This is a genomic window from Qipengyuania pacifica (assembly GCF_019711555.1).
GTDB classification, from domain to species: domain Bacteria; phylum Pseudomonadota; class Alphaproteobacteria; order Sphingomonadales; family Sphingomonadaceae; genus Qipengyuania; species Qipengyuania pacifica.
This window is the reverse complement of the sequence record NZ_JAIGNQ010000004.1, coordinates 346,084-369,410: the sequence shown is the minus strand read 5'-3', so window position 1 is coordinate 369,410 and position 23,327 is coordinate 346,084. Positions and strand designations below refer to the sequence as shown.

Sequence of the window (23,327 nt, the reverse complement as noted above, 5' to 3'; positions counted from 1 at the left end):
AAAGAAGAGGCGCCCGCGGCGTGCGCAATATCGCGGGCGCCTTTTTTGTCGTCAGTACTTGCTCAACCGGGCAAAGCGATCCCGGAGATAGCTCGACGAACCCCAGGAGGATTCAAGCACTCGGGCACGCTTCAGGTAGAAGCCGACATCATATTCATCGGTCATCCCGATGCCGCCGTGCAACTGGATGCCCTGATTGCTGATTAGATGCAGAACACGGTTGGCTTCCGCCTTGGCGACGGTCGCGGCCTGCGCCACACCGAACCCGCTGTCGATCGCCTGAAGGCCGCCTTCGACGGCCGAACGCATCTGCGCAAGGTCGGCGAACAGATCGGCCATGCGATGCTGCAGCGCCTGGAAGGTCGCAAGAACCTGGCTGAACTGTACCCGCTGCTTCAGGTAGTCGAGCGTCGTGTCGAACACGGCCTGCGCCATGCCGAGCATCTCGGCAGCCGTCAGCACGCGTGCACGATCGAGTACATCCTCCAGCAGGCTGTCGCCGCCGCCTTCGAGCTTTTCCGCCGCTGCGCCATCGAATGCGATATCGGCATGATTGCGCTGGTCGGTCAGCTTGCGAGTGGTCAGCGAAACTCCGTCGCCATTTTCGACCAGATAGAGGCCATCCTTGGCCGCGACCACGAACAGGTCGGCGCCATGCGCTTCATGGACGAAGGCTTTCTTGCCGGTCATCTTTCCGCCGGACACGCTGGTTTCGATACCGGAAGGATCGTGACGGGCGCTTTCGTCTACCGCCAGGGTTGCAACGGCTTCGCCGCTGGCCAGCTTCGGCAGCCATTTTGCCTTCTGCCCGTCGCTGCCGCCAAGTATGATGGCGCTGGCAGCGATAGTCGTGGCGATCAAGGGGCTCGCGGTCAGCGTCTTGCCGAGCTCTTCGATAACCAGTCCGGCCGACATGAAGCCGAAGTCGGACCCGCCATGCTCTTCCGGAATGATGACCCCGGCCCAACCCATTTGCGCCATCGTCGCATAGGCATCGGCATTATAGGCCTGCGGTTCGCCGCCGGCGCGCACCTTGCGGAATTCGGCTACGGGGCTTTCGTTCTTTGCCCAGTCGCGCGCCATATCGCGCAGCATTTCCTGTTCCTCGTTGAGAACTGCCATTGTCTGTGTGCTCCCCTCTTACTGGTGGTCGAGCATGCCAAGCACGCGCTTGGCGATGATGTTGTTCTGGATCTCGGTGGACCCGCCGTAGATCGTGGTCGCCTTGCCGAAGAGCCAGCCGCGCACGGATTCCAGTTCGCTGTCGGAAAACTCGTCGCCTTGCCAGCCCAGGCCCTGAAGGCCGCGGATCTCGATCAGGAGCTCCGCGCGTTCCTGCCCCAGCGTCGTGCCGACCTTCTTGAGGACGGAACTGATCTCGGAAACGCCGCCTTGCGCCTTGCTTTCATCGACTGCGCGGCGCGCTGTCAGCAGGAAGCTCGACCACCGGATTTCGAAATTCGCGATCTTGTCCCGCAGGATCGGGTCGGCCAGCGATCCGTCCTCATTGGTTTCGCAATATTTCTTGGCGATGTTCGACAGGCTGGCACCCATCATCCGGGCCATGCTGCCACCGCCCGAAAGATTGGTCCGTTCGTGCTGGAGCAGGCGTTTGCCGATGGTCCAGCCCTGGCCCTCTTCGCCCACCAGGTTTTCCTTGGGCACCTTGACGTCGGTAAAAAAGGTTTCGCAGAACGGGCTCATCCCGCTGATCATGGTGATCGGGCGCACTTCCACGCCCGGTGTGTCCATGTCGATCAGCATGAAGCTGATGCCCTTGTGCTTGTCGCTCTTGTCGGTCCGCACGATGGCGAAGCACTTGTCGGCCCACTGGCCGCCGCTGGTCCAGGTTTTCTGGCCATTGACGAGATAGTGGTCGCCCTTGTCCTCGGCAAAGGTCTGCAGATTGGCAAGGTCGGACCCGGCGTTGGGTTCGGAATAGCCTTGGCACCAGCGGATTTCGCCGCGGCAGATGGGCGGGATATGCTCCTGCTTCTGCTCTTCGCTGCCAAATTCCAGAAGCGTCGGGCCAAACATCATCACGCCCATGCCCCCGATCGGGTTGTAGGCGCCGGCTTTGGCAAATTCCTGCTCGACGATGCGTGCTTCGGCCTTGTTCAGTCCGCCGCCGCCATATTGCTTGGGCCAGGTCGGTGTGCCCCAGCCGCGTTCGCCGACGGCTTCGCGCCATGCCTTCTGCGCCGGAGTCTCCTTGCTGGGTCCTTCCACGCCGGCAAGGGCATTGCCCCTGTTCTTCAGTTCCTCGGGAAAATTCGCGGCGATGAATTCCTGCACTTCGGTGCGAAACGCATTCTCATCGGCGCGGGCGTCGGGTTCAAGCTGTGTTGCCATAGGCCTCTCCTCTAATTCCTGTCCTTCTATCGGGCTCCTCGGCCCGCGGCCACGATCCATTCTGCTGGATGCTTTGTGGCCTCTACTCATAGTCTTGCGGGTGAACCTAAAAGCAGCTGCCGGTTGGATACCCTATATTCAAAAAGTTTTTCGACCCTAGTCAAGCTTCCCTGATGGATCCAGAGCTATATCGCGTCTATTCGAGCGTTTACCATCCTGTCATCCGGAATCGCAAGTCAATGAGGTGATAACATACCGCATAATCGAATGCGGGCAAGCGCAACCATGTGGACGTTACGGCATGGCGCTTCACCCTTGACGCGGGCCCCTCCTTTCGCCTCAAGCATGTACATGATCAACTTACCCACACTCCGCATGCGCAGCTGGCTCTTCGCGCCCGGCGATAGCGACAAGAAGATGAACAAGGCCGCCGACGGCGAAGCCGACATCGTCATCCTGGACCTTGAGGATGCCGTCGTCGAAAGCGGCAAGGCCGATGCTCGCAATGCGATCGCGGAACTTCTGCGCAGCAAGGACGAGGCGCAACGCGCTCGCCTGTGGGTTCGCGTCAACCCGCTCGACGGCAAGTGGACGGCCGACGATCTGGCCATCGTCATGCCCGCGCGGCCCGGCGGCATTATGCTCCCCAAGTCGCGCGGCCGCGCTGATGTCGAGGAACTGGACCGCCAGATGACGGCGCTGGAAGTGGAAAACGGAATAGAACCCGGCTCTACCCCGGTCATCGCATTGGTAACCGAAACCGCGGCAGCGATGTTCACCACGGGCGATTATGCCGGGGCACCGCGCCTGGTCGGGATGACCTGGGGTGCGGAGGACCTTGCCGATTCTCTCGGGGCGCAGAGCAACAAGGATTTCGAAGGCGAATTCGCGTTCACATACAAACTTGCTCGGAGCCTATGCCTGCTCGGGGCAGCGGCTGCTGAAGTCGTGCCAGTCGAGACGATCGACACCAATTTCCGCGATCTCGAGGGTCTCCGCAAACGTGCGATCGAGGTCCGGCGACAGGGATATCGTGGCATGCTGGCAATTCATCCCGTCCAGGTGCCGGTCATCAACGAAGCTTTCACGCCGAGTGAGGAAGAGGTCGCCGAGGCGCGCGAGATCGTTGCCCTTTTCGAAGACAATCCGGGCGCGGGAGCGATCGGCTGGAGAGGCGGGATGCTGGATCGGCCGCATCTGTCCCGCGCGCGCCAACTACTTGCACAGGTCGAAGACTAGGTCGAAATCTTCGCGACTTCGGCCAGTACCTGTTCGGCCCATTCAGTACGGCAGATCAGCAGGTCCGGCATATAGGTATCGGCATTGTTGTACACGAGCCGGCTGCCATCGATGCGGCTCGCATGAAGGCCATGGGCCAGTGCAACAGCAGCGGGGGCCGCGCTGTCCCATTCGTACTGGCCGCCTGTGTGGAGGTAGATTTCCGCCTCGCCGCGAACCACGGCCATGGACTTGGCGCCGGCGCTACCCATACCGATAAGTTCCGCTCCGATTGTATCGGATACCGCAACCGCTTCAGCGGCCGGCCGTGTGCGGCTGACCACCATGCGGGGCCTTTGGGGAAGGGCGGGTAGTGCAATGGGAGCATCGCTGCGCAAAACGATGCCAAGGCCCGGTAATGCAACCGCGCCTGTCTCCGGCCTGCCGTTTACGCATAATGCGACGTGGACCGCCCAATCGGTTCGGGCTTCGCCAAATTCCCGTGTGCCGTCGACCGGATCGACGATCCAGACCCTGTCCTTGGAAAGCCGCTCGTCAGTGTCCCTGCTTTCTTCGGAAAGCAGCCCGTCGTCGGGTCGCTGTTCGCGAAGGGCACTGACGAGAAACTGATTTGCGGTCTGATCGCCAGCCTTGCCCAGCGCCTTGCCGGTAAACATCCCGCTATCGCGAACTTCGATCAATATGTTGCCCGCGATTTTGGCGAGATGGGCTGCCAATTCTGCGTCAGTCATTTCGTAAACGCCCCCGCGTCACCGCATGTCGGGAACGCATGGCAGAACTGCGTCGATTTGCGAACCCCAAAGAGTTGCGCCCCCTCCCTGTCACGCTGTTGCGGGTTTTCGCGCGAAGAGTCCGAAGCTGGCGATGATGGCGTAGCAGATGGCGGGGAGGGTGAGGGCGAGGGGGAGGCTGCCGGTGGTATCGGCGAGGACGCCGAACAGCAGCGGGACGACCGCGCCGCCGAAGATCGCGACATTGATGATGCCCGATCCGTCCGCCGCGCGCGAGCCGAGCTTTTCGCAGGCGAGCGAGAAGATCGTGGGGAACATGATCGAGTTCATCAGGCCCACGGCAAGGAGGCTGTAGGCGGCCAGCGTACCGGAACTGTTGGCGCTGATCAGGATCAGCAGGATCGAACCGGTCGCGTTGAAGGCGAGGATCTTGCCGGGCGAGAAGAGGCGCAGGAAGTAGGAGCCGATGAACCGGCCCACCATCGCACCGCCCCAGTAGAGGCTGATCATCCAGCCGATCACGCTTTCCGGCTGGCCCAGCACGCGATCTTCGGCAAGGTAGTTGATGATGATCGACCCGATCGACACTTCCGCGCCGACATAGAGGAAGATGCACAGCGCGCCGAAGCCGAACCGGCTGCGCTTCAGCAGGTCGAGACCGGCAAAGCCGCTCGATGCCTCGTGCTTTTCGCCCTGCAGGCGATTGCGGAACAGCCAGACGGCCAGCGCGACCAGCGCGATGAGGGCGGCAACACCCAGATAGCCCTGCCAGATCGCTTCGCTTTCCGCCTGGCGATAGGCGGTAAGCTCGGCGCCCGAGAGCTGATCGGCAGTGATATTGGCAAGGCTGCCCAGAATGACGACCGAGCCGATCAGCGGGAAGACCCAGGTGCCCAGCGAGTTGAAGGCCTGGGCAAAGGTGAGGCGGCTGTGCGCCGTGCTTTGCGGCCCCAGCAGCGAGATCAGCGGATTGGCGACGACCTGGACGATCACCACGCCGCTGGCAAGGACGAACAGGGCAAGCAGGAACACCCAGTAGGTGGCGTTCTGGCTGGCGGGAATGAACATCAGGCAGCCGACCATCATGGTCAAAAGGCCGGCCACTGCGCCGCGCATGTAGCCCAGCTTCTTGACCAGCTTGGCACCCGGGATGCCGATCACGAGATAGGCGGCAAAGAAGCAGAACTGCACCAGCATGGCCTGCGTGTAGTTGAGCGTGAACAGCTCCTTCAGCTTGGGGATGATCACATCGTTCAGGGACGTGATGCCGCCGAAGATGAAGAACAGGCCGAAGACGAAATAGTTGAGACCCGGCGCCTTGATCCCTTCGCCATCCTCGACAACCGCCGCAGGATCCGTGCTCGCTGCAACATCAGGGGCCAGTGCCATCTCTACATTCCTCCCAGGTGTCGGGGCTCAATGACGCCCGACATTGATCTTATCTTTGTGCTGCTTGCCAGTCTTTCGGCTCTACACAAAGTGAATACGATTTCGTTTCCTCAGAACGAGCAAGGGGTGCCTTCTGCGACATCTTCACGCGTGATGCTCGAGATACGGAACGTAATGTCACCTTCGGTCTCAAAACGGATGCGATTGCCGAGGCCCGGCGCGCAGGCATCGGTAATCAACATCTCGCGCCACCCCTTGCCCAGCGCGAGAGCGAAATGGTCAGTCAGGTTCACCACCGCATCTTCACCCACGCGCAGGGCGACCGGTGCGGCCGGGCGTGTGACGACCTCGTAAGCAATGCGATAGGCCCCGCCGCTGTCGCGATCCTGCCTGAGACCGAAGCGCGAGCCGGCACGCATATAGACTTCCCGCGCATCTTCCTGGGCGTCACGGTCATATCCGCGCACCGTCACTCCCGCATCGGTCAGGTCTCCGCGCATCTGGGCGAGATATTCGCCTTCGCCTTCGACATTGGGCTTGACCGCAAAGGCGAATGTGCCGTCGGCCAGCCGCCCTGCTTCAAACAATGCACGCGTCGGCCCGGCCAGGAGAGGCGCGCAATCTTCATCAAGCTGTGCGATGGGAGAGGTGTCGGCAAGAGCACGACCATAGCCCACCGGGAATAGCGCACCATCAGGACCGTTGAGGGGCCCGAAGTCACAGGTCGCAGGCCAGCTGAAGCCCAGCTTGCCTGTAGCAGGCGTCGCGCCTGTCAGAACATCGGCGACACCTGCGCCTTCGCTCCCCGGCAGCCAAGATGCGACGAAAGCGTCAGCCGCATTCATTTCGCGGTTTACCCACATCGGACGGCCGGAAAGGAACACGGCCACCGTAGGCACGCCTTCCGCCTTGAACTTACGCAGCAGACCTAGGCCTTCCTCATCCGTGAAGCCGAGGTGTTTACGGTCCCCCGCAAATTCGGCGTAAGGTTCCTCGCCGAAGACCACGACAGCGGCATCGGGTTTGGAAGAATACTGGCCGTCCGGCGATAACGTAGCGCTGCCGCCGCCTTCCTTCACGGCCGTTTCCAGGCCCTTCCAGATCGAAGTGGCGCCGGGGAAATAGCTATTGTCGAGATCGCCGCCGCCCTGCCAAGTGAGCGTCCAACCGCCCGAAGCCTGAGCGATATCGTCTGCCGCGCTGCCCGCGACCAGAATGTTCGCGCCCTTCTTGAGCGGCAGGATGCCGTTGTTTTTCAGCAGCACCTGCGACTTCGCGACGGCTTCGCGCGCGATTGCGCGATGATCAGCAGAGCCAAGCAGAGCATAATCGCCGGCATTTGGCCGCTTGGACGGCTGAACCATGTCCCCAAGCAGACCTGCCCGCATTTTAACACGCAGGATGCGGGTAACCGCCTCGTCAAGCCGGGCCATCGGGATCGTGCCGTCCTTGACCTGCGCCACGGTGGTTTCGAGCAGGCCCTTCCAGTCGTCGGGAACCATGTAGATGTCGAGACCGGCCAGCAGCGATTGCGGGCAATCGGTGTTGGTGCAACCCGCGACCTGGCCGTGGCCATTCCAATCGCCGACGACGAGCCCATCGAAGCCGAGTTCGCCCCGCAGGACATCGGTCAGCAGCGACTTGTTGCCATGCATCTTTTCGCCGTTGATCGAATTGAAGCTGGCCATGATCGTTTCCACACCGGCAGCGATGGCTGCCGGGTAGGGCGCGGCGTGGATCGCCCTCAACGCTTCGATATCGCCGGTGACTTCACCCTGATCCACACCCTGATCGGTGCCGCCATCGCCGAAAAAGTGTTTCGCCGTGGCAATCACATGCCCCGCGCGGAGACGGTTCGGGTCGCCCTTGCGACCCTGGAGGCCTTCGACCAGCGCTGCACCCAGGGGCGCGACGATTGCCGGATCTTCGGAGTAGCTTTCGTAGGTGCGACCCCACCGGTCATCCTGAGCGACGGCGATTGTGGGAGAGAAGTTCCAGTCGATGCCGGTGACCTCGATTTCCACTGCGGTCGCTTCGCCGACGCGGCGAACGAGGTCGGCATCGCGGGTGGCGCCGAGCGCAATGTTGTGAGGGAAGATCGTGGCGCGGATTATATTGGTATGGCCATGAACGGCATCGGTGCCCCACATGGTCGGAATGACAGGTTCGCCGCCTGGCATCGGCTCGACGGAGGCAAGATACATCTCGTCAGCGAGTTTGAGCCATTCACTCGCTTCGGCGTATTCGTTGCCATAAGGCCCACCGTTGCCGCCATTCAGATAGCTGCCGAACCGATAGCGGCGCATGTCTTCTGCGGTGAAACTGTTGATCTGGGGTTGTATCAGCTGAGCAACCTTGCGTTCGACGCTCATGCGCGAAATCAGGTCTGCTATGCGGGCATCTTCGCTCGTGTCCGTGGCTTGAGCCACCGGAAGATTTTCAACACCGGATTGCGGCACGGTGCATCCAGCCAGAGCAACACAGGCAGCGGAGGCCCACAAGAACGCTTTCATAATCTATCCCCTCGCGATCCCGATTTGTTTGGGAACGTTATCAATCGAGGAACTGGCACGGGCGGAATGCCAGGTCAAGCCGCTAGGCGCGGGGAAGAGTGATCAACAGGACGCAGGCGATCATACAGAGCGCTGCAAGCAGCATGAAGAGGGCCGCGAAGCCGAACACCGGTACAAGAGCAAGAGTGAGCCAGGGCATTATCAGTGACGGCACGGTGTTGGTCAGATTGAACAGGCCCAGATCCCTTCCGCGGGTTCGCGGTCTGGGAAGTACTCGCAGCGTCTGGCTGGAATGCAGAGCAAGGAAGATGCTGGTCGAGAGGCCGAATACGACATAGCCAACGACCGCTACGGCCATGCTGTCGGAAAAGGCCATGATCAGGAGGCCGAGGCTCCCTACGCCGGATCCGAGGACCAGAGGCAAGATCGGCCGCTGACTACGATCGGACCAGCGACCCACAAACATCGCAAGCGGCACCGATATACCGAGGACGAGGCTGAAGATCGTGGCCGTGTCATTGTCGGTAGTCGTTTCATCAATGGCGATGAACCAGAACAGCAGAAACGCAAAGAGCGCCGCCTCGGCAATCTGCACCAGCAGACGGGCCAGCCACATGCGGGCGACCGTAGTGTGCGGCTGCGAGGCGACTGCCTCTCCTGTTTCCAGCTTCTCCATGAGCTGCGGCATGGGCAAGGGACGGGCAAAGAGAAGAGCTGGGCCGACCATAAGGGCAACGAGAATTGCGACCAGCACCAGGCGGGTATCCTGTGCTGCCAGGCCGGGAACTGTCACCAATGCGCCGGACAATGCCCCAAGGGCCGGTGACAGGGCGAGCAGACCCCCGAGCAACCCTTTCTGATGGTCGGGAACGCAGTCTCCGGCCCATGCGGCAAGGGGGGCGAGCATCATGTTCAATGCGCATTGCCAGATGACGATCATTGCCACGAGTGCTGGCACGGTTTGCACGAATTGCATCGAAACCAGCAGGAGCGAGGACAAGACGAGTCCGCCGGCTATCCACGGGCGGCGCACCCCGGTCCGATCACTGATCCAGCCGAAGGCGATGTTGGTGATGCTCGCCGCGATCGCCCCAGAAAAGGCGGCGTAGGCAAGCGATTGTATCTCCTGGCCTTCGGAAATGTCGTTCATTCGCAGGGGGAGCATGATGGTTAGAAAGGGCACATAGGCCACAGCTCCGCCAGCGGCTGCCAAGGCATAAAGCCAAAGGAAGCGAGTTGGCTGTCCCTGTTTGAAATCTTCAGGCACGAGCACCTGCAGCCACGCGCGCAGTAGAGCCGCGCACGACCAGTTCGCCCTCGAGGACCACCGGTTCGGAGGGATGGCCATTTTTCTTAGCGTCGATCAACAGTTCGACCGCTCGCGCTGCGGTGGCCGAAATCGGCTGATCCAGCGCCGTCAGCGGTGGGTTGCTGAAGCGAACGATCGGCGTGTTGTCGAAGCTTATGACGGAAAGATCTTTGGGTACGTTGAGCCCGCGTTCCTTTGCGGCTTCGAGCGTGGCCAGAGCCATCTGATCGCTACTGGCGATAATTGCCGTCGGCCTGATATCCCCATCGAGCAGAGCGCGCGCTGCGGCAAGTCCGCTCTCGAAACCGAAATCCCCTGGTTCGAGAAGGCCATCGCAATCGAATTCGGCATTGGCCATAGCCTCGCGCCAGCCATCGACACGCCAGCTCGTCAGGCTGTATTCGGCGGGTCCGGAAATAAAGCCGATGCGCGTATGACCGAGTTCGATCAGGTGGTCGGTCGCCTTGCCGGCCAGCAGTTCGTCGCCCATGGTCATGGCGATGCCGGGGCCAGCCTCCTTGGAGCCGATCCGGGCAAACGGGATACCGCTTTCCGCCAGCAAGCCTGTGATCTGCGCGTTCTCCGAGTGCGGCGGGGTGACTATCACCCCGTCCGGCTGCAGGGCGGCGATGGCCGCGCCAAGTTCGCGTTCGACATGGTCGCTATGCGTATCGACCAGTTCGAAAATCATCCGATAGCCGAGCTCTGCAGCGGTCAGCATGCCGCCCAACAGCATCTGGTCCACCCAGTCCCGCCCGTCACGAGCTTTCCAGTCCGCAATGGTGCGGTCGCGGTCGTTGATGGCCAGGATCAGATAGGAACGCGACCCGCTCATTCGCTGGGCGGCGATCGAGGGAACATAGCCGAGCTTTTCGATACTGGCCTGAACCTTTGCCTTCATGGCGGGCCGTACATTTGGCTCGTTATTTATGACGCGACTGACCGTCTGCAGGGATACTCCTGCATCCGCTGCAACGTGTTTGATGGTGACTGATTGACGCCGCCGGCCCATGTTATCGGTAACCCCTCGAGTACTTTCTGGCTAATACGACGCCGCGTGAGTTGGAAGGCTGCTTTCAGGCAGCAGCGACCTCTTTTGCCCCGCAAAATTGCGCGACATAGGCGTGATGGGCAGGAAGACCTTGCACCGTACGCGCAACATTGGTGCGGAGCACCTCGAGAAACTTCGAAAGTTCCTCGTCGCTCATTTTCTTCGCCACTGGATGAAAAGCCTGTGGCAGGATGCCTTGGCCGAGCATAACCTGGACCCAGCTGTTCTCAACGAAGAGCTCGTCGTTCTTGCGGAACACGCGCCCGGTTTCGCGGAACAGTTCCATCTTCTGGGTAAGGCTATCGGGAATATCCATCGTTGCGCATTGACGCCAGAACGCGCTGTCGCGCCTGTCGGTGGCTTTGTAATGCAGGATCAGGAAGTCGCGGACCTGTATCATATCGGTAAGTTGCTGATCATTGAATTCGGCGATGTCGCGTTCACTCACCTCGCCTTCAGGCATCATGCGCAGGAGGCGGATCACTGCACGCTGGATCAAGTGGATGCTCGTCGATTCCAGCGGTTCGAGAAAACCTGAAGAAAGCCCGATGGCGATGCAATTGCGATGCCACTGCTTGCGCCTGGCTCCGGTGGTGAACGGGATTGCACGAGGTTCGCTGATCGCCTTGCCTTCGAGGGTCGACATCAACCGATCGTGTGCGGCATCTTTGGACAAGTATCGGCTGCAATAGACGATCCCATTGCCGCCGCGGTGCTGCAATGGAATGCGCCACTGCCATCCCGCATCGTGCGCGATAGCGCGTGTGTAGGGCACGGGAGACGCAGATAATTCCGTCTGCACGGCAATCGCGCTGTCGCACGGCAGGTGATGAGACCAGTCATCGTAGCCCACGTGCAGCGCACCTTCGATTAGCAAGCTTCGGAAACCAGTACAGTCGATAAAAATATCGCCTTCCAACCGCTGTCCGTTCTCCAAGCCGATCGCAGCGATATTGCCGCTTTCACCGTCGAGTTCGACGTGCGCAATCTTTCCTTCAACTCTGCTCGCGCCGGCACCTTCTGCGATCCGGCGAAGGAAGGCGGCGTAAGCGGTCGCATTGAGGTGGTAGGCATAGTTCAATCGGTTGTCGGGCAAATGCGCGAACTTTCCGGCATATGCCGCGCGCAGTTCGAGGCAATAGTCATCATAACTGTAGTCGTGCCCGCGCAGCAGCCCTTCGCCCCAGAAATGCTGGAATCCAGCCGACCAGTGATCGCGTCCTGTTGAACCGAAAGAATGGAAGTATTTCTCGCCGTCGCGCTTCCAGTTCTCGAACTCGATGCCGAGTTTGAACGTCGCCTGCGTCTCGCGCATGAACTCGGCTTCGTTGATGCCAAGCAGACGGTTGAAGTTGATAAGTGGTGGGATGGTTGCTTCGCCCACTCCGACTGTTCCGATCGCATCGCTTTCGACGAGTGTCAGATCGATCGCTTCTCCCATCGTTTTTGCCAGCGCGGCCGCAGTCATCCAGCCTGCGGTGCCGCCGCCAGCCACTACAATGCGCCGGGGCTTATAGTCGCTGCTCATCGATTGAGGGTCCTCAAAAGAAACGCCCGGATCTGACCAGCTGTTCTGGATGTCAGCGGCGACAAGATGCCTCGGGCTTGTTCGGGTATGTGATTTGTTACTTCGGCGGGATTCTCGAACACATAATGATCGAACAACTTCCGCCAGAAATTCCGTTCTTCGCGTGGCAGGTCCCGGATGGCGAGAATTGCGTGGTTAAGGGCCTCTTGTGGCTGACCCAGGAACGCGGGCGTATCGCGCCACCAATAATTCACCAGAACATTGAATGGGTCGAGGCCCTCTACATGATGCCACCACATCGAGGGGATGTAGACTGCATCGCCAGGTTCAAGTTCGACGACCTGAGCATATCTTAAAGCTTCTGCGAACCGAGGATGAGCATCGAAATCGGGCGCGTGAAAATCCACCATGCTGACTGCCCGCCCTGCGGGTGTGTTTTCGAGTGGACCGACGTAGAGGTTCTCAAACTGCTCCGGCGGAAAGATGGTAAACCGTCGCCGACCAACTGCGCAACACGCAAGGTTGCGCGGGAAGTCGTTGTGGGCGGCAATTCTCGTGGCGGTGCCTATCCAAATGCTGTGGAGCGGGTCGCGGTCATCGACTGGCGACAGGTTGTCTTCAACGAGACCGTCGAAAAATAGCTTCATGTCGACCGACGTGAGATAGATCGCAGGAGCGTCCGAGCGACCTTCGTTGTCGTCAAAGCCGCGGAAAATATCAGGTAATTTCCCACGTGCGGTGCGGAAGTTCATCTCGAAATCGTCGTCGTAGAACAGGCGACCGTCACGCCCAGGTTGTCCGATCGTGACCGTGAACGGAACGGGACGGGCCCGTTCGAGCAGGTATTCCCGCGCCTCGTGCGCAGAGTTCAGCCCGCACGTTACGAGGGGCCAATCCTTTACCAGCCCTCGCACGACAAATGGTTGCGGGTCGTCGTCAAGCAGGGCCGAAAGCGCGGCAGCGTCTGGCACCTCGCGGCTCTCGACGTGCTCCATCTGCGCGAAAATAGAGGGAGCGGCTTCAGCCACGATCCTCCTTTGCATTCTTCCGGACGACCAGTTCGGTCAGGTTGGAGAGAGATGCGACAGCCATGAATATCGGCATCAGATATCCGTCGGCTTGAAGTGCTCCAAGCGCATCGGCGTCCATCGAACGCAGCTTATCTTCATTTATCATGTGGAAGCCGACAAGCGACTGTTTCGATCCGTTTGAAAGAGGCACCTCAAAGACGAACGGTTCGAGCAAGTCATATCGCGCCAGCGCTTCGAAGAAATGTTTGGACGTTTCATAGCCAGCGTGGAGCAAACCCAGCTTTTCCGACATATCATCCAGTAAAGGCGTCGCCTGTCCGTGCTCGTCGAAAACCCGCGTTCCTTCCTCGCCGATTGCTATGCGGGGATGGTCCATATCGATGTGAACCTGCGCGTCACCGCCCTCATCCCGACTGCGACCTATGAGAAAAGGGCGGACGGAGATTGATAACGGGATGTACCGGGCGTCCCAGGCATCCTCGCCAAGGAACAGGTTCTCGCCATTTTCAAAGCCGAAGAGGGCTAACGCACTGAACTCGTCGCTTTCCGCATCGCGGCGGAACACAATCGGATAATGCGCCTGAACTTGCCGAAACTCCTGAGGAACAACCAGAGCGGCCATGACAGCATCGCCGAGCGTACTGCCTGCTTCGGTACGCACGCGCAGTTCCGCATGATCGGCAGTGTTCAGAACTTCGTGGTTAGTCATTGTCTGGTCGGTACCCCTCGTGCCGAATTCTTGTCCATCGATGAGCACAGTGCATTGAAATAGGCCCGGTTGGAAGGCAGCGCCGCGCTTAGCGCACGACTACGTTCGGCGACCTTCGCGAACTGTCGTTGTACCTCGCTGCTCGGCGCACTGCTGATGTCCGCTGGCTGCGGGAAACGCATACCGTAAAGCACATATTGGTGGCTCGCCGCTGAGAAAATCTCGTCGATCTGTGGGAAGTCGCCGCTGGATGGCGCATGATCACGCCACAGATCGAGGTGGGCAGCAAGGGAGGAGGGTATGGTAGCGGGATCGCGGTGAGCCTGCCAATATGGTTCCGTCCGGGTACTGAGAACATAGTGGAGTTTGAGAAAGTCCACGATCCGCTCCCAGCGATAACGGAACAGGCTGTTGAAGCGATCTGCGAGCCGGGGGAGCGCTGCGCGGCTTTGCGGATAGCCGTCGGCCAAGGCTTTCAGCGACAATTCGATCAGTACGATGGCCGAGGCTTCGAGCGGTTCGATAAACCCTGCCGAAAGACCAATTGCCAAGCAGTTGCCTGCCCAGAACTTCTCGCGATAGCCGGTGGAGAACTTGAGCCCGCGCGGAGTAAGAGCCGCCTGCTCGGCGCCGGCTATCTTGGCACCGACATAGTTCATCAAAATGGCTTGGGCCTCGTCATCTGAGAGAAAACGAGACGAGTAGACACAGCCCACACCGCGGCGGGTCGGCAAGCCGATATCCCATAACCAACCGGCCCGATGCGCCGTGCCGATTGTTTGTGATGCGATCGCGCTATCAGGCACGACTGGGACCTGAACTGCAAGAGCGCGATCGTTGAACGAAACGTCGGACCGGTCGACCCATCCAATCTCGAGTTCTTCGCTGATCAACTTGCTGGCCATTCCGGTGCAATCGATGAAGAAGTCGCCCTCGATTGCTAAGCCATTATCAAGCAGCAACCGAGTAAATAGCCCATCTACTGACCGCTCGGTACCCGTCACCTTCCCATGCACATGACGAACACCAAGCCTCTTTACGCCGTGACTGGCAAGCAACGCGCCGAACTTGCCAGCGTCGAGGTGGTAGCCGTAATTGAGCGCTCCGGCGAAGGGAGGCATAGTTCGCTGCCGCGGGGCGAGGTCGCGGTTGCAGATTGCGGCTTGCGGGCTCACCGCCTCGGCATAGGGTTGCCCGTCATTCTGCATCTTCCAGGCTGCCAGAATGTCCGGCATGGCACCCGAAAGCGGGGCGGAGAAGGGATGGTAATAGCAGTCGCGTTCGGAGCCATCGACCCATCCGTCGAAGCGGGAGCCTTGCTTGAACGAAGCGTCACATTCCGTGAGAAACTCGGTCTCATCGATCCCGATAACGGCCAATGTCTCGCGTAGCGTTGGCCAGCTTCCCTCGCCCACACCGACCGTCGGGATGTCCGGTGCTTCGATCAAGGTAATTGCGAGTTCCGGCCGCCTGGCAGCCAGGATGCAAGCGGACAGCCATCCGGCCGTTCCCCCGCCTACAATCACCAGTTTAGTAAATTCGCCTGACATCCATCTGGTCCATAACCTTGCTTATCTGCGGTGCCAAAAGAGCCGCACTGCTTGCTGGCAGTGCGGCTCTCCTAACGTTCGAATACGAAGGACGTCGCCTCCGCTTTCGATTACCACGTAAAGCGCAGGCCAGCGGTATAGCGGGCGTGGCCCGGAGCGGCAAAGTAAACCGCCTGATCGGCGCGGCGATGACCGCGGCGATCTTCATTGAGCAAGTTGATTGCCTCGCCGAAAATCGTCACGCCATTGCTGAACTCGTAGCTCGCGCTGGCGTCGACTTGACCGTAGGCTTCGATATAGAACGGATCGAGGCCGTATCCGGACAGGAATTCGTCGCGCCAGTTGTAAGCTACGCGGGCCTGGAGGCCGCCCTTGTCATAATACAGGACAGCGTTGGCGCTATCCGACACGCCGGTCACGGCGAACTGCGAGGTGGTATACTGCAATGTATTGTCGTAGTCCGTATCGCTGTTCACGATTGTGTAGTTCAGGATAACGCCGAAGCCCGTTTCCCAGAAGCTGTGCTGCAGCGCGAATTCGAACCCGTCGAGCGTAGCGGACTGATCACTGTTGAACGGCTGGGTCAAGGTGAACACGAGTTCAGGATCGCCCGGTTGACCCACCAAGCCTACTGGATTGCCATCTGCATCGAAGGTGACCACTTCCGGATTGTTCGCAGCGGCGTAGGCCAGAATTTCAGCGAAAGTGGCATCTTCACCCAGTGCTGCACGGGCAGCTTGTGCCGCGGCGCCCTGGCTAGGGTTCGTAAGGTCAAATGCGGGGGTCTGGGTGGTCGCGTTCGCGATGAAATTGCTTACGTTCTTTCTGAAGTAGCCGGCCGAAACGTAGCTGGCAGGAGCATAGAACCACTCGGCCGATATATCGATATTCTTCGATTTATACGGGAGCAGGTTCGGGTTGCCGGATTGGCCAGAGCCAAAACCGTCGGGTCGCGCCGGCGAGTTAATCGTCAGACCACCATTTAGACTCGCATAGTCCGGGCGCGTAATCGTATGGCTGTATGATGCTCTGAGCACGACGTCGTTGATCGGCGAAATATCGAAATCAACAGCAGGGAGCCAATTGTTGTAACTCCCGGCGAATGTCGTAAAGCCCACGACGTCGTCATCAGTTCTAATAGCAATCTCATTTTCCGACGATTGCTCGGTACCGGTAGGAATGGGAACGAGCGCGGACGACTTCACGTCGGTTGTTTCATACCGCAATCCCAGACGGAGATGCGCTTCGTCCGCCATGAGATCGAAAGTGTGAAGCGACTGGACGAACGGAGCGAGCGTCTTTTCACGCAGGCGACGATCGACCGAATACTCGGCGAGACATCCCTCCCCAAGTGGAACGCCTACGAACGGATCGGAACAGATACCGATGCTGGATTCGAGCAGATCGATCAGTTGTTCGGTGGCGATGTTGTAATAGGTAGGGATGATGTTCGGACTGTCCGCGCCGTTCATCCCTTGAAGGTCTTCTGACGTGCTGCGCGGAGTGAAGAAATCGTCCGGCGTTTCGTCTGCGCTCAGCGTTCCGCCCCAGGTTTCATTCTGGAGGAAGCCGTAAGCCGTGCGAACCTTGTTGTCGGTGAAGGTGACTCCAAAGTCGAGGCTTTCGATGAAGCTGTCGTCGAAGTCATATCCACCACGCAGGGACGCCTCGATGATCCGGTCCTTCATATAGGCATTGCGGAATGCGTTGCCGGAAGGACGAATGTTCGAGGCATCGATCTCCGATCCCGGATACATGTTAACAGAGATCACCGGCAGGTCGGTGGTGAAATCGACAGTCTGGCTCTGCACGCCAAAGATCGATGTGCCCACGGCGACATTGCTGCCGTAAGGGGAGGTCGGCTTCGATTCAGCCGTCGAATAGTGCGCATCCAATACCCACCGCATGCCGCTCGGATGATTCCATTCGAGATTGGTGCCGATTGAATGATTGATGTTGCGGTTGGCCGCCACAGCCCCGGTTATCGCAAGGTCTTTTCCTGCATCGTTTCTTCCCGGATCCGGAGCCGGAAAGACTTCCGAATAGAAGTTTGGACCGGCGACCGGGCCGTCGGTCCAGCTACTGCTGGTCTCGCCATGGTTGAACCATACACCGATACTGCTCGTACGCGCATCGATGGTGTTCTGAGAGAATGTATAGTCGAGGGTTGCCGTGAACTGGTCGGATGGCTGGAATTGCAGCACGGCCTGGCCGTTGATGCGTTCACGATCGATGTCGGTAAAGTCGTAAGCCGCGTTCTGCGGGACCTGATAGATATCGTCGCCTTCGGGACGGTTTTCGATGTTATCGAAACGTGGGTCGCCCGGCATCGCGAGCGAGCCCCAGTTTCCTTCGGTGGCGAGATAGCCTTCGCGCCATTCACCGACCGAGAATTGCGACAGGCTCGCCTTGCGGCGCTGATATGAGCCGGTCACCAGAACGCCGATTGTATCGTCTGCAAAGGTCTTGCTGATGATGCCGGAAACTTCCGGAGTGATTTTCGTGTCCTCGAACGTGTAGTCCAGCACACCCTTGACGCCGATGCTTCCCTGGAAGCCAGGACGGTCCAGAGGACGCGGCGTCTTGATATTGATGACCGAGCCAATCCCGCCGGTTGGCAGGGACGCGCGCCCCGATTTGTAGACTTCCACTCCCGCGACGCCTTCAGATGCGAGGTTCGCGAAATCGAAGGAACGCGATGCCGGCGCAGAGCAGCAATCGCCCAGCGTGGAGGCGGGCATCTGGCGACCATTGAGAAGCACGAGGTTGAAATCCGGTCCGAAACCACGGACGGTCACTCGCGAACCTTCGCCGTTTTGACGGTCGATCGAAACACCGGTGATGCGCTGGAGCGATTCAGCCAGGTTCGTATCGGGGAATTTACCGATGTCTTCAGCGCTGATCGCGTCGACCACGCCGACAGCATTGCGCTTGATATTCATCGCATCTTGCAAACTGGCACGAATGCCCGAAACGATGATGACATCGCCCTCGTCTTGCGAAATTTCATCCGAAGTTTCGTCGCCAGCGGTCGCATCCTGCGCCATGGCGAGCGGAGCGCTGGCGCCCATTGCGGCAACCGAGGCGCCGGCCAGAAATTGGACGAGCGAAGGCTTGCGCTTCAAATTCATGCTGATTCTCCTCCCAATTCGTGCGCATGCCACGCACGAAACACTCTTATGTGAACGTTCACCTATTTGATAACGTTCACTTGGTCAATTCTTCTAGGAAGGCGGCGCTGGAAAAAGGCGGAAATGTTGCAAAGATGTTGCAGCTTTCATGGGATGGAATTTACGCGGATATCGGCTTCAGCTGTTGCCGAAGAGGCAGTGCAAGGTTAGCTGGGCGACGATGTTCGAACCCAAGGCTTTCCGCGACGCATTAGGTAGCTTCGTTACCGGCGTAACGATCGTGACTGCGAGAGACGCGGAAGGGCGGCCTTTCGGCCTGACGGCGAACAGTTTTAATTCGGTGAGCCTCGATCCCCCGATGGTGCTGTGGAGCCTGTCGCTCAAGTCGGGCTCACTGCCGGTATTTCGCGATGCCGAAAGCTGGGCGGTTCACGTTCTTGCCGCAGACCAGCAATCCATGTCAGACCGGTTTGCGCGCCCGGGCGAAGACAAGTTCGCCGGCATGGATAGTGCCGATGGGCCGGAAGGCGCGCCGCTCTTGAATGGCTATGCCGCACGTTTCGGTTGCCGCGCGCGGTTCGAATATGAAGGCGGCGATCATGCGATTTTTCTTGGCGAAGTGGTGGATTTCGACCGGCGTGAGGCCGAACCGCTGATCTATCATGGCGGCCAGTACGGAAGAGTGATGCGTTCTCCGACCGGTGACGATCTGGAGAGGGAAGGCTTGGCCGAAAGGCTGGGTGGTGAGCTTTCCCTTACGGCGAGCGGCAAGGAATTGCTCCAGGCTCTCGAAGCCTTGGCGAAGCGCTAGACTCATAGGCTGCACACCGATACCCGTTGCGAAAAGCAACTAGGGAAGATGCAGGCTATGAAAACCCGTATTACTGAAATGTTCGGAATCGAACACCCGATCATCCAGGGCGGGATGCACTATGTTGGTCTGGCAGAGATGGCAGCGGCTGTCTCGAACGCCGGTGGGCTCGGCATAATCACGGGTTTGACACAGGGCACGCCCGAAAAGCTCGCCAACGAGATAGCCCGCTGCAAAGACATGACGGACAAGCCCTTCGGTGTGAATCTGACATTTCTCCCAACCGTGAATGCCCCGGATTACCCTGGGCTCGTTCGGGTCATCATCGAGGGCGGCGTAAAAATCGTCGAGACCGCGGGCAACAATCCGCAGCAGGTGCTTCCCTTCTTCAAGGATGCAGGCGTCAAGGTGATCCACAAATGCACCAGCGTGCGGCATAGCCTCAAGGCACAGTCTATCGGATGCGATGCTGTTTCGGTCGACGGGTTCGAATGCGGTGGTCACCCTGGCGAGGACGACATTCCGAACATGATCCTGCTTCCGCGCGCGGCAGACGAACTGGAAATTCCCTTCGTGGCCAGTGGCGGTATGGCCGATGCACGCAGTCTCGTCGCCAGCCTGGCCATGGGTGCCGACGGAATGAACATGGGCACGCGCTTCATCGCGACGAAAGAAGCGCCGGTGCACGAGAATGTAAAAAAGGCGATTGTTGCTGCGAGCGAGCTCGACACGCGCCTCGTCATGCGGCCGTTGCGCAATACCGAGCGGGTGATGACCAACGATGCTGTCGAACGGCTGCTGGAGAAAGAACGGAAGCTAGGCGCGGATCTGAAATTCGAAGACATCATCGAAGAAGTGGCGGGGGTCTACCCGCGCATCATGACCGAAGGAGACATGGACGCTGGCGCGTGGTCATGCGGCATGGTGGCGGGACTGATCGACGATATTCCCACCTGCAAGGAACTGATCGACGGCATCATGGCGGAAGCGGAGAGCCTGATCCGCCAGCGCCTCACCGGCTTGCTAGCCGCCTGAAGGGGAAAACGACGATGCTCGATACAAGCCAGCGCACTGCGTATAACGAAGATCACGAGGCCTTTCGCGATACTGTGCGCAAGGTCTTTGCAGAACACATGACCCCCTATCTCGACCAGCATGAGGAAGAAGGGATTGTTCCCCGCTCAGCATGGAAGGCCTTGGGCGAGGCGGGGATGCTGTGCCCGACCGTCAAGGAAGAGAATGGCGGCCTGGGTCTCGATTTCGGCTTCAATTGTGTGTTGTGCGAGGAGCTGTCCTATCTCGGCAGTTCGGCAGGCTTCACCCTTCAGAACGACATCACCGCCAATTATATCGAACGCCTCGGCACGGATGAACAGCGCGCCAAGTATCTGTCTGGCATGGTGTCGGGCGACGTCATTTCCGCTATTGCCATGACGGAACCGGGGGCCGGGAGCGATCTGCAGGGCATTCGAACGACTGCGATCAAGGATGGCAACCATCTGGTCGTCAACGGGTCCAAGACTTACATCACCAATGGGCAGAATGCCGATGTGATCATCGTCGTCGCCAAGACCGATCCCTCGCAGGGCGCGAGGGGGACCACGCTGGTGTTGGTGGACGCCGACACTCCGGGGTTCGAGCGTGGGCGCAATCTCGACAAGATCGGGCAGCATTCTGCAGATACGTCCGAGCTGTTCTTCAACGACTGCCGCGTGCCGATGACCAATATTCTGGGCGGTGAAGGAAGAGGCTTCGTGCACCTGATGGAAGAGCTTCCGCAGGAACGCCTCGGGATCGCCGTCGGCGCACAGGCGGCGGCACAGCGCGCTTTCGACGAGGCGGTGAAATTCACCAAGGATCGCAAGGCTTTCGGCAAGACCGTGTTCGAATTCCAGAACACCAAATTCGTCCTCGCAGACCTCAAGGCCAAGCTGCAAGTCGGCTGGGCGCATCTCGACTGGGCGATCAGGAAACACCTCGCCGGCGAGCTGACGACGGACGAGGCGAGCGCGGCGAAATTGTGGCATACGGACTTGCAGTGGGAGGCTTGCGACAAGGCGCTGCAACTGCATGGCGGGGCGGGGTACATGAACGAATACGCCATCGCCCGCCTGTGGCGCGATGCGCGCGTTACGCGCATTTTCGGCGGCACGAACGAGATCATGAAGGAAGTGATCAGCCGGTCGATCTGAGGAGCGAAGAGTGGCCGAACCGCTTGATTTCACGGGCAAAACCATTCTCGTCATAGGCGGGTCGAGTGGTATCGGAAATGGCATTGCGCATGGCTTTCTAAGCCGCGGCGGGCATGTCCATGTCACCGGCACACGCGCGGCACAGGAGTATTCGGCCGAGGAGGGCAGCGATCTTCGCGGGCTCCAATTCCATCGCTTCGACGCCACAAAGCATGTCAATCATACGTATGATTTGAGCCGAACACTGCCCCGAACAATCGATGTCGTGGTCTTGTGTCAGGGTACCGTTCGGTACGGCCGCGAAGAGTTCGAGCGCGAGGGCTGGGACGTGGTGATGGCAGTCAATCTCAATTCTTTGATGGACTGCGCGCGCATGGTGCGGCCCATGCTGGCCGAGCGCGGCGGATCGCTGATCGTCGTGAGTTCGGTGGGGGCCTATCACGCGATGATCGGAAACCCGGCCTATGCAGCGAGCAAGGCGGGAGCCGTCAGCCTTGTCGGCAGTCTTGCGCAGGCATGGGCGGGCGAGGGCATTCGCGTAAACGGTATCGCGCCCGGCCTGGTGCCTACCAAGCTGACCAAGGTCACCACCGACAATGAGGAGCGGGTAGCAGGTGCCGTCGCGCGGATACCCGCCGGACGCATGGGCACGCCGCAGGACATGGCTGGCGCAGCGCTGTTTCTCGCCTCGCCGCTGGCAGATTACATCGTCGGCCAGACCATCCGCGTGGATGGCGGCATGACGCTTTCCTGAAAGGAAGAAGGATTATGGAATACGTCAATCTCGGCCCCTCGGGCCTCAAGGTTTCGCGCCTCTGCCTCGGCTGCATGAGCTATGGCGATACCAGCCGCGGCTGGCATGGGGACTGGGTGCTCGACCAGGACCAGTCGCGCCCCTTCATCCGCGAGGCGATGGAAGCCGGGATCAATTTCTTCGATACCGCGAACATGTATTCGCTCGGCGCATCCGAAGAGGTCGTCGGCAAGCTGCTGCCCGAATTCGCGAAACGCGACGAGATCGTGCTGGCGACCAAGGCCTTCATGCCCTGGCGGCAGGCGCCGAATGCCGGCGGCCTTTCGCGCAAAGCGCTGATGCAGGCAATCGACGACAGCCTGACCCGGTTGAATATGGATTACGTCGACCTGTTCCAGATCCATCGCTGGGACAAGGACACGCCGATCGAGGAAACGATGGAGGCGCTCCACGACATCGTGAAGGCCGGCAAAGCGCGCTATATCGGCGCGTCGTCCATGTGGGCATGGCAATTCGCCAAGGCGCAGGAGGTCGCCAAGGCGAATGGCTGGACACGTTTCATCTCCATGCAGAACCACGTCAATCTGCTCTACCGCGAGGAAGAGCGCGAGATGCTGCCGCTATGCGCGGATCAGGGCGTCGGCATCATTCCGTGGAGCCCGCTGGCCCGCGGGAAGCTTGCGCGGAGCTGGGACGAAACCACCGTGCGCAGCGAAACCGACGGCTTCGGCAAGACGCTGTACCGGCAGCAGGAAGAAGCGGACCGCGCCATCGTGGAGGCCGTGGGTGCAATTGCAGAGGAGCGCGGTGTCTCTCGCGCGACGGTGGCGCTGGCCTGGCATTTCGCCAAGGGCGTGACGGCGCCGATCGTCGGGGCGACCAAGGAGGGACACATCGCCGCCGCAGTTGCGGCCATGGACCTGGGCCTGACCGAAGACGAGGTCGCGCGGCTTGAAGCGCCATATCTGCCCAAGAGCCCCGTCGGCGTCGAAACCACGGTCCCGCGCAACTGGTCGCTATCGGTCGCGGACACGTAG

General features: G+C 59.9%; 18 protein-coding genes. 6 read left to right on the top strand and 12 right to left on the bottom strand.

The window, feature by feature from the left end; genetic code table 11:
- Window positions 1-51: 51 nt before the first annotated feature.
- Window positions 52-1,122 (bottom strand): acyl-CoA dehydrogenase family protein, encoded by a 1,071-nt coding sequence (locus tag K3177_RS14385; protein ID WP_221598787.1) that lies wholly within the window; start codon window positions 1,120-1,122, stop codon window positions 52-54.
- A gap of 18 nt (window positions 1,123-1,140) precedes the next feature.
- Window positions 1,141-2,352, bottom strand: a complete 1,212-nt coding sequence (locus K3177_RS14380; RefSeq protein WP_221598786.1) for an acyl-CoA dehydrogenase family protein — start codon at window positions 2,350-2,352, stop codon at window positions 1,141-1,143.
- A 345-nt stretch (window positions 2,353-2,697) separates the two neighbouring features.
- Here K3177_RS14380 and K3177_RS14375 point away from each other — a divergent pair, with 345 nt between their 5' ends.
- Window positions 2,698-3,591 carry an HpcH/HpaI aldolase/citrate lyase family protein gene (locus K3177_RS14375; RefSeq protein ID WP_221598785.1) on the top strand — a complete coding sequence of 298 codons (894 nt, stop codon included), beginning with the start codon at window positions 2,698-2,700 and terminating at the stop codon, window positions 3,589-3,591.
- Here K3177_RS14375 and K3177_RS14370 read toward each other — a convergent pair.
- The 10 genes from K3177_RS14370 to K3177_RS14325 all read right to left on the bottom strand — a co-directional run bounded on the left by K3177_RS14370 (window position 3,588) and on the right by K3177_RS14325 (window position 18,533).
- Entirely contained in the window at window positions 3,588-4,322 is a 735-nt protein-coding gene (locus K3177_RS14370) for a 3'(2'),5'-bisphosphate nucleotidase CysQ (protein WP_221598784.1), read from the bottom strand. The two genes, K3177_RS14375 and K3177_RS14370, sit on opposite strands and share 4 nt — an antisense overlap.
- A 90-nt stretch (window positions 4,323-4,412) precedes the next feature.
- Window positions 4,413-5,711, bottom strand: coding sequence for a sugar MFS transporter (locus K3177_RS14365; RefSeq protein ID WP_103024144.1), 1,299 nt, complete (start codon window positions 5,709-5,711; stop codon window positions 4,413-4,415).
- Window positions 5,712-5,821: 110 nt separating this feature from the next.
- A complete protein-coding gene (locus K3177_RS14360; protein ID WP_221598783.1) occupies window positions 5,822-8,224 on the bottom strand; it encodes a glycoside hydrolase family 3 protein in 2,403 nt (800 codons plus the stop codon).
- Between the two features lie 82 nt (window positions 8,225-8,306).
- Window positions 8,307-9,491, bottom strand: coding sequence for an MFS transporter (locus K3177_RS14355; RefSeq protein ID WP_345725420.1), 1,185 nt, complete (start codon window positions 9,489-9,491; stop codon window positions 8,307-8,309).
- A complete protein-coding gene (locus K3177_RS14350; protein ID WP_221598781.1) occupies window positions 9,484-10,545 on the bottom strand; it encodes a LacI family DNA-binding transcriptional regulator in 1,062 nt (353 codons plus the stop codon). The genes K3177_RS14355 and K3177_RS14350 overlap by 8 nt, the downstream gene beginning before the upstream one ends.
- A gap of 64 nt (window positions 10,546-10,609) precedes the next feature.
- Window positions 10,610-12,112 (bottom strand): tryptophan halogenase family protein, encoded by a 1,503-nt coding sequence (locus tag K3177_RS14345; protein WP_221598780.1) that lies wholly within the window; start codon window positions 12,110-12,112, stop codon window positions 10,610-10,612.
- Window positions 12,109-13,140, bottom strand: coding sequence for a cupin-like domain-containing protein (locus K3177_RS14340; protein WP_345725414.1), 1,032 nt, complete (start codon window positions 13,138-13,140; stop codon window positions 12,109-12,111). Before K3177_RS14340 ends, K3177_RS14345 begins: the two co-directional genes overlap by 4 nt.
- Window positions 13,133-13,852 carry a SapC family protein gene (locus K3177_RS14335; RefSeq protein WP_221598779.1) on the bottom strand — a complete coding sequence of 240 codons (720 nt, stop codon included), beginning with the start codon at window positions 13,850-13,852 and terminating at the stop codon, window positions 13,133-13,135. The genes K3177_RS14340 and K3177_RS14335 overlap by 8 nt, the downstream gene beginning before the upstream one ends.
- Entirely contained in the window at window positions 13,849-15,402 is a 1,554-nt protein-coding gene (locus tag K3177_RS14330) for a tryptophan halogenase family protein (RefSeq protein WP_221598778.1), read from the bottom strand. Before K3177_RS14330 ends, K3177_RS14335 begins: the two co-directional genes overlap by 4 nt.
- A gap of 110 nt (window positions 15,403-15,512) precedes the next feature.
- Window positions 15,513-18,533, bottom strand: coding sequence for a TonB-dependent receptor (locus tag K3177_RS14325; RefSeq protein ID WP_221598777.1), 3,021 nt, complete (start codon window positions 18,531-18,533; stop codon window positions 15,513-15,515).
- Window positions 18,534-18,753: 220 nt separating this feature from the next.
- Between K3177_RS14325 and K3177_RS14320 the strand changes: the two genes are divergently transcribed.
- Genes K3177_RS14320 through K3177_RS14300 form a run of 5 tightly spaced genes read left to right on the top strand, consistent with a single transcriptional unit; the run spans window position 18,754 to window position 23,327 of the window.
- Window positions 18,754-19,344 (top strand): flavin reductase family protein, encoded by a 591-nt coding sequence (locus tag K3177_RS14320; protein WP_103024152.1) that lies wholly within the window; start codon window positions 18,754-18,756, stop codon window positions 19,342-19,344.
- Between the two features lie 57 nt (window positions 19,345-19,401).
- Window positions 19,402-20,379, top strand: coding sequence for an NAD(P)H-dependent flavin oxidoreductase (locus K3177_RS14315; RefSeq protein ID WP_103024153.1), 978 nt, complete (start codon window positions 19,402-19,404; stop codon window positions 20,377-20,379).
- A gap of 14 nt (window positions 20,380-20,393) precedes the next feature.
- The gene (locus tag K3177_RS14310; RefSeq protein ID WP_221598775.1) at window positions 20,394-21,536 is read left to right on the top strand and encodes an acyl-CoA dehydrogenase family protein; all 1,143 of its coding nucleotides are present in this window, start codon (window positions 20,394-20,396) and stop codon (window positions 21,534-21,536) included.
- A gap of 10 nt (window positions 21,537-21,546) precedes the next feature.
- Window positions 21,547-22,290 carry an SDR family NAD(P)-dependent oxidoreductase gene (locus tag K3177_RS14305; RefSeq protein ID WP_221598774.1) on the top strand — a complete coding sequence of 248 codons (744 nt, stop codon included), beginning with the start codon at window positions 21,547-21,549 and terminating at the stop codon, window positions 22,288-22,290.
- Between the two features lie 14 nt (window positions 22,291-22,304).
- Window positions 22,305-23,327 carry an aldo/keto reductase gene (locus tag K3177_RS14300; protein WP_221598773.1) on the top strand — a complete coding sequence of 341 codons (1,023 nt, stop codon included), beginning with the start codon at window positions 22,305-22,307 and terminating at the stop codon, window positions 23,325-23,327.